This is a genomic window from Neolewinella litorea (assembly GCF_004803465.1).
Classification (GTDB): domain Bacteria; phylum Bacteroidota; class Bacteroidia; order Chitinophagales; family Saprospiraceae; genus Neolewinella; species Neolewinella litorea.
Genome location: NZ_SRSF01000003.1, coordinates 331,231 through 344,832 on the forward strand (window position 1 = coordinate 331,231; position 13,602 = coordinate 344,832).

A 13,602-nucleotide genomic window follows, 5' to 3' on the forward strand; every position below is an offset into this window, starting at 1 on the left:
CATACCCCGCCATGAAATATTTGATATTCGTACTTACCCTGTTGCTGACCGGGAGCATCAGCGCCCAGGAAGCGGAAGCGCCGCCGGTGTATTCCCTGAATGATGCCGTGAATTTCGCCCTGCTGAACGCCAACAGCATACGCAATGCCCGCGTCGACATTCTCGACGCGGAGCAGAATATCCGGGAGCGCCTGAGTACCGGTCTGCCACAGATTAACGGAACGGTGGATTTCACCCGCTACCTCAAGGTGCCCGTCCTGCCCCTCCCCGAGGCTTTCGCGGCCCTCAATCCGGATCCGAACGCCCCGGCGCCGGAGGGCATCGCTTTTCAGCGGAAGAACAACTTCGTCAGCGGCCTGAACGTCAACAGCATGATCTTCGACGGATCGTTCTTCGTCGGTCTGCGGGCCGCGCGGGCGAGCCGCGACTACTTCAACCTGCAACTGGAGGAAGCCGAACGGCAGGTCCGCAACCAGGTCACCCAAAGCTACTTCCCGGTACTGCTGGTATCCACCAATCTCGAGATCATCGAGAAGAACATCAGCAACCTTGAAAAACTACTCCAGGAGACCAGCGCCCAGTACGAGGCCGGCTTCGTGGAGCAACTTGACGTAGATCGGCTCGTGCTGAGCCTCAATAACCTGCGCAGCACCCGCAACGACCTGGAGCAGCAACGGGAGAATGCCCTGCGCGCGCTCAAATTCACCCTTAACTTCCCCGACGACCAGCCCCTGGAAGTGTCGGATGACCTGGAGGCGCTGGAGCTGGAGGTCGAAGCCGCCGCCCTTACGAGCGATATCCCCTACCAAAGCCGCAGTGAAGTGCGCCTCCTCGATCAGACCCTTGCCCTGCAGGACCTCAACGTAGAGCTGCAGCAGGCAGCCTACCTGCCCCGCCTGAACGCCACCGCCGCCGCCCAGTACCAGTACCAGGGCGACAACTTCTCGGACGGATTCTGGGCCCCCACGGTACTCGTGGGGGTATCGGCCACCATCCCCATCTACGACTTCGGGGGCCGCAGCGCCCGGCTCCAACGGGCCCGGCTGGACAAGGAAAAGGTGGTGAACCAGCGCGACGACGTCGTCCGCGGCATCGCCCTGGAAGTGCGCAACGCCCGCGGGACCTTCAATACCGCCCGGGAGCGCCTGCAGAACACCCGCGATAACCTGACCCTGGCCCAGCGGATCTACGACACCACCCAGATCAAATACCGCGAAGGGGTAGGCAGCAGCATCGAGGTCGTACAGGCCGAACAGCAACTCTACGAAGCCCAGGCCAACTACCTCAACGCCCTTTACGATACCCTGGTCGCCAAAGAAGACCTCTACATAGCCCTCGGCCGATGAAAACTACTAAAGTACCCGTAACCATGATGCGCGCAGCCACCCTTCTCTGCCTTGCCGTAATCCTTTGCACCTGCGGCCGCGCCCAGGAAGAAAGCGTACCCCAAACCTCTGAGGAACTGCAGGAAGCGCTGCGCACCCGCCGCGCCGAATTGCGCGAACTCACCATGGAGGTGGAGTCGCTGGAAAGCCGCCTGGCCGAGATAGACCCCAATTTTGCCCCGAACGCCACCCTGGTTTCCTACGAAACCGTGGGTACGGCCAGCTTCGACAACTACGCTGAAGTGCAGGCCACGGTACGCGCCGCCGAATCCGCGATGGCCACCTCCGAGATCCCTGGACGAATCCTGCGCATGAACTTCGAGGCGGGCGACAACATCCGCAAGGGACAGCTTGTAGCCGTGCTCGACGTGGAGGGCACCGAAACCCAACGCGCGGAACTCGAAACCGCCGCCAGCCTGGCCAAGACCGTCTACGAGCGGCAGGAAAAACTGTGGGAACAGAATATCGGCTCGGAGCTGCAGTACCTACAAGCGAAGAACAACTACGAGCGCATCCAGCAGCAGCTCAAAGCTATTGACATCCAGGCCAACAAGCGAAACGTTTACGCCCCCCTCTCCGGTACGGTGGACCAGGTCTTCCTGCGGACGGGCGAGGCGGCCGCCCCCGGCACCCCGATACTGTCGATCATCAGCACCAGCGACCTGCAGGTGGTGGCCGACGCTCCCGAATCGTTGCTCACCAAAGTGAAGGTGGGCGAAAAGGTGGGCGTACGGGTACCCGCCCTCGGCGTTGAGTTCAAGGCACCGGTCACCCGGATCGGGCGCACGGTCGATCCCGCCAACCGCACCTTCGAGGTGGAGGTAGACGTGCCGCGGCAGTACATCAACGAACTCAAGGCCAACCTCCTGGCCGAGGTGGAAGTCCTCAACTTCCAGGCCGACGACCTGATTGTGGTGAGCCAGGACTACATCCAGCAGGAAGTCAACGGACAGCGCTACGTATTCGTGGCCGAGGAAGTCGACGGCGACCTGGTCGCCCGCAAAACGTACGTCGAGACGGGACAAAGTTTTAACAACCGCGCCGTCATCGAAAGCGGCCTGGACGTGGGGGCCCGCCTCATCACCAACGGTGCCCGCGGCCTGACCGACGGACAGCCCATAGCCCTGAGCCAGTCGCCCCTCCAACCCACCGAAGCTAAACTCAGCAGCAACAATGGCTAACCAGCAAAAAAGAACCTTCGGGCTCACCAACCTATCGGTCGACAACGGGACGAGCGTCTTTCTGCTGGCCATTATGATTCTGATTTTCGGGCTCTACGCCTACGAGCAGGTGCCCAAGGAGCAGTTTCCGGAAGTGGAGCTGCCGCAGGTCTACATCAACACCCCCTACTTCGGCAACTCGGCCGCCGACATCGAGAGCCTGGTGACCCGGCCCATCGAAAAGGAACTCCAGAGCGTCGACGGGGTCAAGAGCATCCAGTCTACCAGCATCCAGGACTTCTCGGTCATCACCGTGGAGTTCAACTCAGACGAGGACGTGGACGATGCCACCCGCCGGGTGAAGGACGCCCTAGACCTCGCCAAGCCGGAGCTGCCCTCCGATCTGGATACCGACCCTACGGTGCTGGAAATCAACCTGTCGAAACTGCCCATAGTGACCATCAACGTCAGCGGCGACTTCCCCCCGGAAGAGTTGCGTCGCTACGCCGAACTGATGGAGGATGAGCTCGAGGAGGTCGACGGCGTGAGCGCCGTGAACCTGAAGGGGGTACAAGAACGCGAGATCGAGATCGCCGTCGATGCCCGCCGCATGGAAAGCTTACAAATCAGTTTCGCCGACATCGAGAATGCCATCACCGGTGAGAACCTCACCCTGTCCGGCGGCGAGATCGTCAACAACGGCGTGCGCCGGGCCATCCGGGTAGTGGGGGAATTCGAGGACGCGGAGGAACTTTCCAACACCGTGATCAAGCGCGAAAACCAGCGCCTCGTGTACCTGCGGGACATTGCCGAGGTGACCTTCGGTTACGAGGATCCTACCAGCATCGCTCGCGCCGACGGCCTGCCGGTCATCAGCCTCGACATCATTAAGAAATCGGGGGAGAACCTGCTGAGCACGGCCGATGCCGTCCAGCAAACGGTAGAGGAACTGCGGACGCGACTGCCGGAAGACATCAGCATCACCTACTTTAACGACCAGTCGACCAACACCCGCAGCGAGGTGGAAAACCTGGAAAACAGCATCATCTCCGGGGTAATTCTGGTGGTAGTAGTACTGCTCTTCTTCCTCGGACTTCGCAACGCCCTCTTCGTAGGTATCGCCATCCCGCTCTCCATGCTCATGGGCATCCTGTGGATCTGGCTGAGTGGCGTGACCCTGAATATCGTGGTACTGTTTGCCCTCATTCTGGCCCTGGGCCTGTTGGTGGACAACGGCATTGTAATCGTGGAGAACATCTACCGCTACATGCAGCTGGGAGAGGTGTCGGACCGAGCGGCCAAGTACGGTGCCGGCGAGGTGGCCTGGCCAATCATTGCCTCTACCGCGACCACGCTGGCGGCCTTTCTGCCGCTGGCCGTCTGGCCCGGTATCGTGGGCGAGTTCATGAAATATTTCCCCATCACGCTGATCTTGGTGCTCACCAGTTCGCTCATCGTAGCCCTGGTCATCAACCCGGTGCTCGCCAGCCGCTTCATGCGGATCGACAAGCGGGCGGTAACCCCCGCAGGTCGCCGGCGCAAGGTGCGGACTACGCTGTACACCTCCGCCGGCATGATGGTAATCGGGGTGTTGGGACTGATCTTCGGATTCACCTCCCTCTTCAACCTGATGGTGATCTCCACCATCGTCACGCTGGTTTACTTCTTCCTGCTGCGCCCGGCCTCTTTCGTTTTTCAGGACCGCTTCCTGCCGTGGCTGGAAAATGCGTACAACCGCTTTATCGGGTTTGCCCTGCGGTACAGCAAGACGATGTTCGGCGGTACCATTGCCTTGTTACTTCTGGCGCTGGTGCTTACGGCCATCAAGCCACCGCAGTTGGAGTTCTTCCCCAGTCCCGACCCCCGCTACGTCAACGCCTTTGTCGAGTTGCCCCTTGGCTCCGACATTGCCGCTACCGACGAGGTAGTCAAGATCCTGGAAGACCGCATTCTGACCATGCTGGAGCCCTACGACGAGGTCGTGGAGGCAGTGCTGACGCAGATCGGCGAGAACACCTCCGACCCGAATGCCCCGCCGGAACCCGGCGTAACCCCCAATAAGGCCCGCATCACGGTCAGTTTCGTTCCTTTCCGCGATCGGGGCGACATCAGTACCGCCGACATCATGGAGGAAATCCGTCGGACCGTGCGCGGCCTGCCCGGCGTGAAGGTCAGCGTTGACCAGAACGCCAGCGGACCGGCCACCGGCAAGCCGATTAACATCGAGATTTCCGGCAACGACGTCGATAAACTGGTGACCCTCGGCGACGACGTCATTAACTACCTCAACCGCCAGGGAATCCCCGGAATCGAGGCCCTCAGCGCCGATGTCAAGCTCGGAAAGCCCGAACTGCTCATCGAGATCAATCGTGAGGCCGCGCGGCGCTACGGATTGTCAACCTACCAGATCGCCTCGGCCCTGCGCACCTCGGTCTACGGCAAGGAGATCAGTAAATACAAACTCGGCGAAGACGAATATCCCATCTACCTGCGCCTCGACGAGTCCGATCGCAATCAGGTGGAGAACCTGCTCGACCAGCGCATCACCTTCCGCGACCCCTCTAACGGCCGCATCACCCAGGTACCCATCAGCACGGTGGCCGACGTAGAGTACAGCACCACCTACAGCGCCATCAAGCGCAAGGACCTCGACCGCGTCATCACCATCAGCTCCAACGTCCTGGACGGCTACGTCGCCAACGATATCATCCCGGAGATCGACGCCGCGCTGCAGGACTACGACCTGCCGCAGGGGTTCAACTACGAGTTCACCGGAGAGCAGCAACAGCAGCAGGAAGATATTGGCTTTCTGCTGGGGGCCTTCGTCTTCGCGCTGTTCCTGATCTTCATCATCATCGTGGCCCAGTTTAACAGCATCAGTTCGCCCTTCATCATCCTGACCTCGGTGATCCTGTCGACCATTGGGGTACTATTGGGTTATTTCTTCTTCGGCGGCACCTTCTCGGTCGTCTTCACGGGCGTGGGCATCATATCCCTGGCCGGGGTGGTGGTCAACAACGCCATCGTACTCATCGACTATACCACCCTGCTGATGAAGCAAAAGGTAGAGGAACAGGGACTGGAAAAGATCGCCGAACTCGAAATGTCGGATATCCGCGAAGCGATCATCGAGGGCGGGGCCACCCGTCTTCGGCCCGTGCTCCTGACGGCCATCACGACCGTACTTGGGCTTATCCCCCTGGCGGTGGGCTTCAACTTCGATTTTTTCAGCTTCATTGCTACCTGGGACGGCCGCCTCTTTATCGGGGGTGACAACACCGCGCTGTGGGGACCGATGGCCTGGACGGTCATCTACGGCCTGGTCTTCGCCACCTTCCTTACTTTGGTAGTGGTGCCGGTCATGCTCTGGTTGCTGTACAAATCGCGCCGCGGCGTGCGCCGGGTGGTCAACCGGTTCAGCTACGAGGAGCCTTCCGTAGAGGCGCTGGAAGTAGAAACTACCTGAAACACCGTGACCCAGCCAAACTCCTGAAGCGTGCGTATCCTGGCCATCGACTACGGCAGTAAGAAATGCGGCATTGCCGTCACCGACCCCCTGCAACTCATTGCTCAAGGGCTGGAGACGGTGCCCACGCACCGGCTCTTCGACTGGCTGACTGCTTACCTGGAAAAAGAGGAGGTAAGCGACCTGGTAGTGGGGGAGTCTACCCAACTGGACGGCAGCGACAATCCGATACAGGCGGAGATCGTGGGCTTCGAGCGGAAATTTCGCAAGCAGTTCCCGGGCATCGTCTTGCACCGGCAGGACGAAATCCACACGAGCCGCCGGGCCCGCGAGAGCATGCTGGCGATGGGCCTGAAGAAGAAGGACCGCCGCGACAAGCAGCGGGTGGACCGAATCGCCGCCGCGCTCATCCTCCAGGATTTCATGGACACCCGCCGGTGACTGGTTATCTTTGCCCCGTATACCCGAAGGAGCCAAATTAAGCCATGATATTACCAATTTACGCCTACGGGCAGCCGGTACTCAAACAGGTAGCCAAACCGATCAAGCCGGATTACCCCGATCTGCAACAGCTGATTGCCGATATGTGGGAAACCATGGAGGAGGCCAACGGCGTGGGCCTGGCGGCACCCCAGATCGGAAAAAGCATCCGGCTCTTCGTTATCGACAGCGGTCCCATGCAAGCCGAAGGCGAGGAAGACCAGGGCATCCGGCAGGTCTTCATCAACGCCGAGATCACCGAGGAAGCCGGCGACGATTGCAGCTACGCCGAAGGTTGCCTGAGCATCCCGGACGTGACGGGCGACGTGGATCGCCCCGAGGAGATCACGATGACCTACCAGGACGAGAACTTCGAGACCCACACCCGCACCTTCACGGGAATGAACGCCCGCGTCATCCAGCACGAATACGACCACATCGAGGGCATTCTCTTTACCGAAATGCTGAGTCCGCTCAAAAAGCGCCTCGTCAAGCGCAAGCTCGACAAGATTCGCAAGGGCGACATCGATCTCAAGTACCGGATGAAGTTCGTCCGCGGATAATGCTGACCATTACCCCTATTTGCGTCCAAAGTCGGCCGGGATCTCCCCCCACACCTCCGTCTTCCATTTGTAGACCGGGTTGGTGATCTTGTTTCCCTTCAGCCAGGCTTCGGCCCGGTCGATCATTTCGTGTAGTTCCGCGGTCTTCTTGTTCCTGGGCAGGGTGGTCTTGCATTTTCCTTTCCGGATCCAGCCCATGGCGATCTTGGAGTCGGTATAGATCGGCAGGTCGGGTTGTTGCTGCTTTTGCAGGAAGGCCAGGGCGTGGACCAGCGCCAGGAACTCCCCGATGTTGTTGGTGCCCAGGGGGAAGGCGCGGTGGAAGAGCCTTTCCTTGCCCGAGGTGGTGACTCCCTGGTATTCCATGCGGCCGGGATTGCCCGAGCAGGCAGCATCTACGCTGATGCTGCGACTGATGATGGTATCCGTGGTGGGAAAGGCGGAAGAAGCGGGGCGCGACCGCGGGTGCCGTGTGCCGCCCGGAGCGGCCGGCAGGGCCTGGTTGAGGTAGGTGGCGTAGCCGTTGCGGAAGGCTGCTTCGGCCTGGGCACGATCGGGGAATGACTTAAACTTTGCACCTTTGTAGCCGTCGATCTGCTGCTTGGCCTTGTCCCATTCGGTATATACCCCGGGTACGTGCCCCATCCAGATCACGTAAAATTTCTTTTTCGCCATGGCGCGAAGGTATACACCAAAACCAAGCCCCCCGGACATCTTACCCCAAATGTTGATCGATACCCACACCCACCTTTACAGCGACAAATTTGCTTCCGACCGCGAGGAAATGCTGAAGCGGGCCTGGGACAACGGGGTGGGGGTGGCCCTGCTTCCGGCCATCGACCGGAGCAGTCACGCAGCCATGCTGGCCCTGGAAGCGGCTCATCCAGACCGCTGTCTGGCGATGATCGGGCTGCACCCGGTGAGCGTGGGGGCCGACTACGAAGAAGAGCTGGCGGAGGTAGAACGCTACCTGGCACAGCGCAAATGGGTGGCCATCGGGGAGATCGGTATGGATTTGTACTGGGACAAAAGCTTTCAGGCCCAGCAGGAGGAGGCCTTCGTCCGGCAGTGCCGGTGGGCCATCGACTACGACCTGCCCATCAGTATTCACGCCCGGGAAGCCATTGACAACCTGCTGGAACTGATCGAGGGCATCGGCGATCCCCGACTCCGCGGCGTGTTTCACTGCTTTACGGGCGATGAGCGGCAGGCGGCCCGGGCCCTGGACCTGGGCTTCTTCCTCGGGATCGGGGGGGTGGTGACCTTTAAAAACGGTGGCCTGGGACCGGTGATTAAGGATTTCCCGAAAAACCGTGTCCTTTTAGAAACGGATTCGCCCTATCTTGCCCCCACTCCCCACCGGGGGAAACGCAATGAAACGGCCTATCTGCCGCGAATTGCGGAAAAACTGGGCGAAATTTGGAACCTTCCGACAACGGAAGTAGGGCGGATCACCACGGAGAATGCACGGCAACTGTTTGACCTCGACCAATTTGCGGTTTCACTACCAAACTGAGGAAAGGTTGAATACGTCGCAAAGCGGGTGCTTATTTTCCGGGAGCCCGATAAAAATTTTGTTTTGTTGAACGTTTTTACAATTTTTGCGTCTGCGCCGCCGGTTCCCGAAAACGCGACGCCCGGGCAGCTCTCAACGGAGAAATGCTATATTGACAATAAATTTAGGAGAAGTGCTCGAGTGGTTGAAGAGGTACGCCTGGAAAGCGTATATACGGTAACCCCGTATCGAGGGTTCGAATCCCTTCTTCTCCGCAGCACATGGCGCCCGTGCGGCGCGGTGTCATCATCTTCATTTACGCAATCCATTCGTTAAACCTCAAATACGGCTATGCGACATCTATTCAAATCACTGGCGGTACTTTCGCTGGTAGCCTTTTCGGCAGCGGACCTGGCAGCTCAGGATTCTGCTGGATTCCAGGTTCTCAAGAAGCAATTTATCGACGGTGACTGGCGCTTCATGGCGGTAGTACTGATCTGTCTGATCCTCGGACTGGCGTTCTGTATCGAACGCATCATCACCCTCAACCTTGCCTCTACCAACACCGACAAACTCCTCTCCCGTATTGGTGAGCGGCTCGAAGCCGGAGACGTGGAAGGCGCCAAGGAAGTTGCTAAGTCGACCCCCGGCCCCACCGCCAGCGTTCTTTACGAAGGACTGCGCCACAGCGCGGAAGGCCCCGACGCCGTTGAGAAAGCCATCGTGAGCTACGGCTCGGTACAGATGGGCCTGCTCGAGCGTGGTCTCGTGTGGATCTCCCTCTTCATTGCCATCGCCCCGATGCTCGGCTTCATGGGTACGGTAATCGGTATGATCCAGGCCTTTAACCGGATCGAAACGGTGGGTGACCTTAGCCCCGCGGTTGTTGCCGGTGGTATTAAGGTAGCCCTCTTGACCACGGTATTCGGTCTGGTTGTGGCCATCATCCTCCAGATCCTCTACAACTACATCGTCAACAAGATTGACGGTATTGTTAACCGCATGGAGGACGCGTCGATCGCGCTGGTAGATATCATGGCTACCAACAACACCTTTACTACTACTCGTCCCCGCGTCTAATCAGTCGCTCGCAAAATCCAATCAATTATGTATTCATTTTTGAACAAATATGGCCAAGCCTTGGCCTTCGGGATTGGAGTGCTGATTACCATTATCTTCCTTGCTTCGATCTTTTCTGCCGACGATACGACGCTGGAAATGCTCCAGGCCAACGATAAGACGGCAGAGACCTACGAGACCGACATCTTCAATTTCGGAATCTCCATCTCGGTAATCCTTACGGCCCTGGCCTTTATTGTTGCGTTGATCTTTGGTGTCATCCAGATGGCCAGCAACCCCAAGGGTTCCCTCAAGGGAATTGCCGGACTGGTCGGTCTGCTTCTCATCCTCTTCATCGGTTACTCGATGGCCAGTGGTGAGGTAACCGACCCCGAGATCGCCAACGCAATCGAGAAGTTCGAAACCTCCCAGGAGGCCGACCTTACTCCGGGTAACCTGAAGTTCATCAGCGGCTCTATCCTGACCGCACTGGTGATGATCGGACTGGCTATTCTGACACTGATTGTGTTCGGTATTCGCGGTATCTTCAAATAACTAACCTTAAACAGACCACGACCATGGCTAAGACCAAGACGAGAGACCGGATGAACAATGAGATCAATGCGGGCTCGATGGCGGACATCGCCTTCTTGCTGCTGATCTTCTTCCTGGTCACGACCACCATCGCCGAAGACAAGGGTATCCTCGTAAAGTTGCCGCCCTGGTCGGATGAAGAGCCCGATATTACCAAGCTCAAGGAACGTAACGTATTCTCCGTACTGGTGAACGCCCAGAACCAGCTCCTCGTCCGCGACGAGCCGGCTCGTATCGGCGAACTCCGGGAGCGCGCCAAGGAGTTCATCGTGAACCCCAACCGTCGCCCCGACCTGGCCGAAGGACCGAAAAACGCCATCATCTCGCTGAAAAACGACCGGGGTACCAACTACGATACCTACCTGGCCGTCTACAACGAACTGAAGGGCGCCTACGATGAGCTCTGGGACGAACTGTCCATGCAGCGGTACGGAGAACCCTACAGTGAAGAAATGCCGTTTGCCCAGCGTAAGGCCATTCGTGACGAAATCCCCATGGTATTGTCCGAAGCCGAGCCCACCAACTTTGGTGAAGAAAATTAGGTTTAACCAGCGGGTCGGTCAGTCACTGGCCGACCCGTTTTTTCTTGCAAAACACCATTTCGGCCGCCGGCTGCATCTTCCATCCAGTACCGTTACCTACTAATAATCTACTATGTCTAAGTTCAGCAAAAAACGCGGTAAGGCATCGCCCGCGATCTCAACGGCCTCCCTGCCCGATATCATCTTCATGCTTCTCTTCTTCTTCATGATGGTGACCGTACTCCGGGACTCCGACCTCAAACTGCAGGTCAATACCCCCGAAGCTACCCAGCTCACCAAACTCGATGAGAAGTCGTTGGTGAATTACATCTACGTCGGTCGGCCCACCCAACAGTACCAGGCCGTGTACGGCACTTCTCCTCGCATCCAGCTGGGCGATAAGATCTCCACCGTCGATGACATCCCCCTCTTCCTCGAGCAGCACAAGGTGAAGCTCCCCGAAGCCAAGCGTTCCCGCATCACCTCTTCCCTCCGCGTGGATGGGGAGGTAACCATGGGTATCGTACAGGACGTCAAGACCAAGCTTCGCAAGAGCAACCAGCTGAAGATCAACTACAGTGCCGGCCAGCGCGCTAAAGCACTCGAATAAACCAGTCAGTTTTCCGGGCCCAATCCCGTTTTACTGCCTGAAAAGCCGTTTCCCCAGCCGGGGAAACGGCTTTTTGTTTTTAGCCCCCCTTTGCTGCTTCGATCTGGACGTTCGAAGGTTTTCTTCCACGTCGGGCACACTACGAGGCCCTGATATCTGCCACCCCATGCCGGCGCCTCTCACTGTCCCCAGGACCTAAGGGCGTGCGGTTCTCTCTGACCCTGACCCCCGCCCCCCCACGGCCCTGAATGGGACGTCCCCGACTAGCGAAGTCAATTCCGAGGGCACCAAGAAATGGGCTTCGCGTATTGCGTTGGGGCACACTGCAAGGTTTTGTTCTCGCAGCCCCTACGGCCCTGAAAGGGACGTCCCCCACTAGCGAAGTCAATTCCGAGGGCACCGAGGAATGGGCTTCGCGTATTGCATTGGGGCACACTGCAAGGTTCTGTTCTCGCAGCCCCTACGGCCTGAAAGGGACGTCCCTCACTAGCGAAGTCAATTCCGAGGGCACCGAGGAATGGGCTTCGCGTATTGCATTGGGGCACACTGCAAGGTTCTGTTCACGCAGCCCCTACGGCCCTGAAAGGGACGTCCCTCACTAGCGAAATCAATTCCGAGGGAAACCGAGAAATGGGCTTCGCGTATTGCGTTGGAGCACATTGCAAGGTTCTGTTCTCGCAGCCCCACGGCCCTGAAAGGGAGATCCCCCACTAGCGAAATCAATTCCGAGGGAAACCGAGGAATGGGCTTCGCATATCGTGTTGGGATACACTGCAGGATTCTGTTCTCGCAGCCCCCCGGCCATAAAAGGGAGATACCCCACTAGCGAAGTCAAATCCGAGGGCAACGAGGAATGGGCTTCGCTTCGCGAATTGTCCCCCAAAAATTCAAAAGGCCCCTCCCACCCGAAAGTGAAAGGGGCCTTATGGAAAAGGAAGTCGTAAGTCCCTTACCGGGCGGAGCCGGGCGTGGACATGGCATCCGGGTTCAGCACGGTCTCGTCGGCCGGAACCTGTTGGCGGTTCCGCATATAGAAGTACAGGCCGGTAAAGAGCACGACGAGGATGATTGGGAACCACATCATGGTCGATAGGGTAGCCTGACCGGCGATGATGTCGGCTTCGGCGCCCGTGGCACCTGCGACTTCCGCGGTGGCCTTGGCGTCGTCAAGCCAGCCGCCGATAATGGGGTTCCAGATGACGAGGGCAAACATGCCTGCGCCGCCCACCAGGGACATACCGAGCGCACCGGTCTGGGGGATATATTCCCCGACAAACCCGATCATGGTAGGCCAGAAGTAGCAAATACCCAGCGCAAAGACGATGGCTGCGAAATAGACCGATCCACCCGTAAGCGTGCTCAGCAGGTAAATGCCGATGGTCGACAGCACCGCACTGATCAGCAGTACGCCGGTAGGGTTGAGGTTGTGGACGATAGGGCCGGCAAAGAAGCGACCGACCGCCATCAGGCCCGTAACAAGGGCCAGGACGATCATTGGACTGGCCCCGCTGGCACCGAGGATCTTTTCAACCCACTGCGTGGTGCTGAATTCCGTGGTAGCCGTAAGCGTCATGCAAAGGACGATGAACAGGAACAGGGGGTTCGCCAGACTGCGGATGTTCTCGCCCGTATCCTTACTGATGGCGTTGGACCGGGGAAACTCCTGCCCGAAGATCAAAATCGCGTAGATGATGGTCGGGACGAACATCGTCGCGATCAGGCCCTGCCAGCCCAGTGCATCGCCGAAGAAACGGGCGATGAGGGAGCCAATCACGATACCACCGGGGAACCACACGTGGAAACGGTTGAGCATCTGGGTCTTCTTCTCGGGGTACATGTCGGCCACCATGGGGTTACAGGCGGCTTCTACGGATCCATTGGCGAAACCAATGAAGAAAGTGGAAATAATAAGCCCCCAGAAGCCACTCAGCGGGCCAATGTCGCCGGCGAATATGGTGAGGAGGAGTCCAAGGAGGTGGCAGACGAAGGCCGTCCACATCATATTCCGGGGACCGATCTTATTGTAAAGCAACCCGCCGATGACCATCGCGATCGGGAATCCGAGAAATGCCATGCTGTTCACCCAGCCCAACTGCGGACCGGTGAGAGCAAAGGTGGTTCCGAGCTCAGTAAGGATGCCGGCCCGAATAGCGAAGGTCATCGAAGTGACGACCAGCGATACACAGGCTGCCAGGAAGAGCCGGTCGCGATTGGCGGGGATGCCCGCCGCGGCCGTCGCCTGCGTTGAATCAACGTACATAATGGTTTG

Annotated in this window: 12 protein-coding genes and 1 tRNA gene; 11 read left to right on the forward strand and 2 right to left on the reverse strand. The window is 58.6% G+C overall.

Going from position 1 to position 13,602, the window contains the following annotated elements; genetic code table 11:
* Nucleotides 1-11: 11 nt before the first annotated feature.
* Genes E4021_RS09815 through def form a run of 5 tightly spaced genes read left to right on the forward strand, consistent with a single transcriptional unit; the run spans nucleotide 12 to nucleotide 7,054 of the window.
* Complete coding sequence (locus E4021_RS09815; protein WP_136458883.1) at nucleotides 12-1,346, forward strand: TolC family protein; 1,335 nt, start codon at nucleotides 12-14, stop codon at nucleotides 1,344-1,346.
* Complete coding sequence (locus E4021_RS09820; protein WP_136458885.1) at nucleotides 1,343-2,566, forward strand: efflux RND transporter periplasmic adaptor subunit; 1,224 nt, start codon at nucleotides 1,343-1,345, stop codon at nucleotides 2,564-2,566. The genes E4021_RS09815 and E4021_RS09820 overlap by 4 nt, the downstream gene beginning before the upstream one ends.
* Entirely contained in the window at nucleotides 2,559-6,011 is a 3,453-nt protein-coding gene (locus E4021_RS09825) for an efflux RND transporter permease subunit (protein ID WP_136458887.1), read from the forward strand. Before E4021_RS09820 ends, E4021_RS09825 begins: the two co-directional genes overlap by 8 nt.
* A gap of 30 nt (nucleotides 6,012-6,041) precedes the next feature.
* Complete coding sequence (ruvX, locus tag E4021_RS09830) at nucleotides 6,042-6,452, forward strand: Holliday junction resolvase RuvX (RefSeq protein WP_136458889.1); 411 nt, start codon at nucleotides 6,042-6,044, stop codon at nucleotides 6,450-6,452.
* A 44-nt stretch (nucleotides 6,453-6,496) separates the two neighbouring features.
* On the forward strand, nucleotides 6,497-7,054 hold the full coding sequence (def, locus tag E4021_RS09835; RefSeq protein WP_136458891.1) for a peptide deformylase: 558 nt from the start codon (nucleotides 6,497-6,499) through the stop codon (nucleotides 7,052-7,054).
* A 15-nt stretch (nucleotides 7,055-7,069) separates the two neighbouring features.
* Here the strand turns inward: def and E4021_RS09840 are convergent, their stop codons facing one another.
* Nucleotides 7,070-7,729 (reverse strand): ribonuclease H1 domain-containing protein, encoded by a 660-nt coding sequence (locus E4021_RS09840; RefSeq protein WP_136458893.1) that lies wholly within the window; start codon nucleotides 7,727-7,729, stop codon nucleotides 7,070-7,072.
* A gap of 49 nt (nucleotides 7,730-7,778) precedes the next feature.
* On the opposite strand from E4021_RS09840, the gene E4021_RS09845 reads away from it, so the two are divergent.
* The 6 genes from E4021_RS09845 to E4021_RS09870 all read left to right on the forward strand — a co-directional run bounded on the left by E4021_RS09845 (nucleotide 7,779) and on the right by E4021_RS09870 (nucleotide 11,333).
* Complete coding sequence (locus E4021_RS09845) at nucleotides 7,779-8,570, forward strand: TatD family hydrolase (RefSeq protein WP_136458895.1); 792 nt, start codon at nucleotides 7,779-7,781, stop codon at nucleotides 8,568-8,570.
* Nucleotides 8,571-8,736: 166 nt separating this feature from the next.
* A tRNA-Ser gene (locus E4021_RS09850) sits at nucleotides 8,737-8,824 on the forward strand.
* 76 nt (nucleotides 8,825-8,900) lie between these two features.
* Nucleotides 8,901-9,629, forward strand: coding sequence for a MotA/TolQ/ExbB proton channel family protein (locus E4021_RS09855; protein ID WP_136458897.1), 729 nt, complete (start codon nucleotides 8,901-8,903; stop codon nucleotides 9,627-9,629).
* 27 nt (nucleotides 9,630-9,656) lie between these two features.
* Nucleotides 9,657-10,163, forward strand: a complete 507-nt coding sequence (locus E4021_RS09860) for a hypothetical protein (protein WP_136458899.1) — start codon at nucleotides 9,657-9,659, stop codon at nucleotides 10,161-10,163.
* Nucleotides 10,164-10,186: 23 nt separating this feature from the next.
* Nucleotides 10,187-10,744 carry an ExbD/TolR family protein gene (locus E4021_RS09865; protein WP_136458901.1) on the forward strand — a complete coding sequence of 186 codons (558 nt, stop codon included), beginning with the start codon at nucleotides 10,187-10,189 and terminating at the stop codon, nucleotides 10,742-10,744.
* Between the two features lie 112 nt (nucleotides 10,745-10,856).
* Entirely contained in the window at nucleotides 10,857-11,333 is a 477-nt protein-coding gene (locus E4021_RS09870) for an ExbD/TolR family protein (protein ID WP_136458903.1), read from the forward strand.
* A gap of 949 nt (nucleotides 11,334-12,282) precedes the next feature.
* Here the strand turns inward: E4021_RS09870 and E4021_RS09875 are convergent.
* Nucleotides 12,283-13,593, reverse strand: coding sequence for an MFS transporter (locus tag E4021_RS09875; protein WP_136458905.1), 1,311 nt, complete (start codon nucleotides 13,591-13,593; stop codon nucleotides 12,283-12,285).
* Nucleotides 13,594-13,602 lie beyond the last annotated feature (9 nt).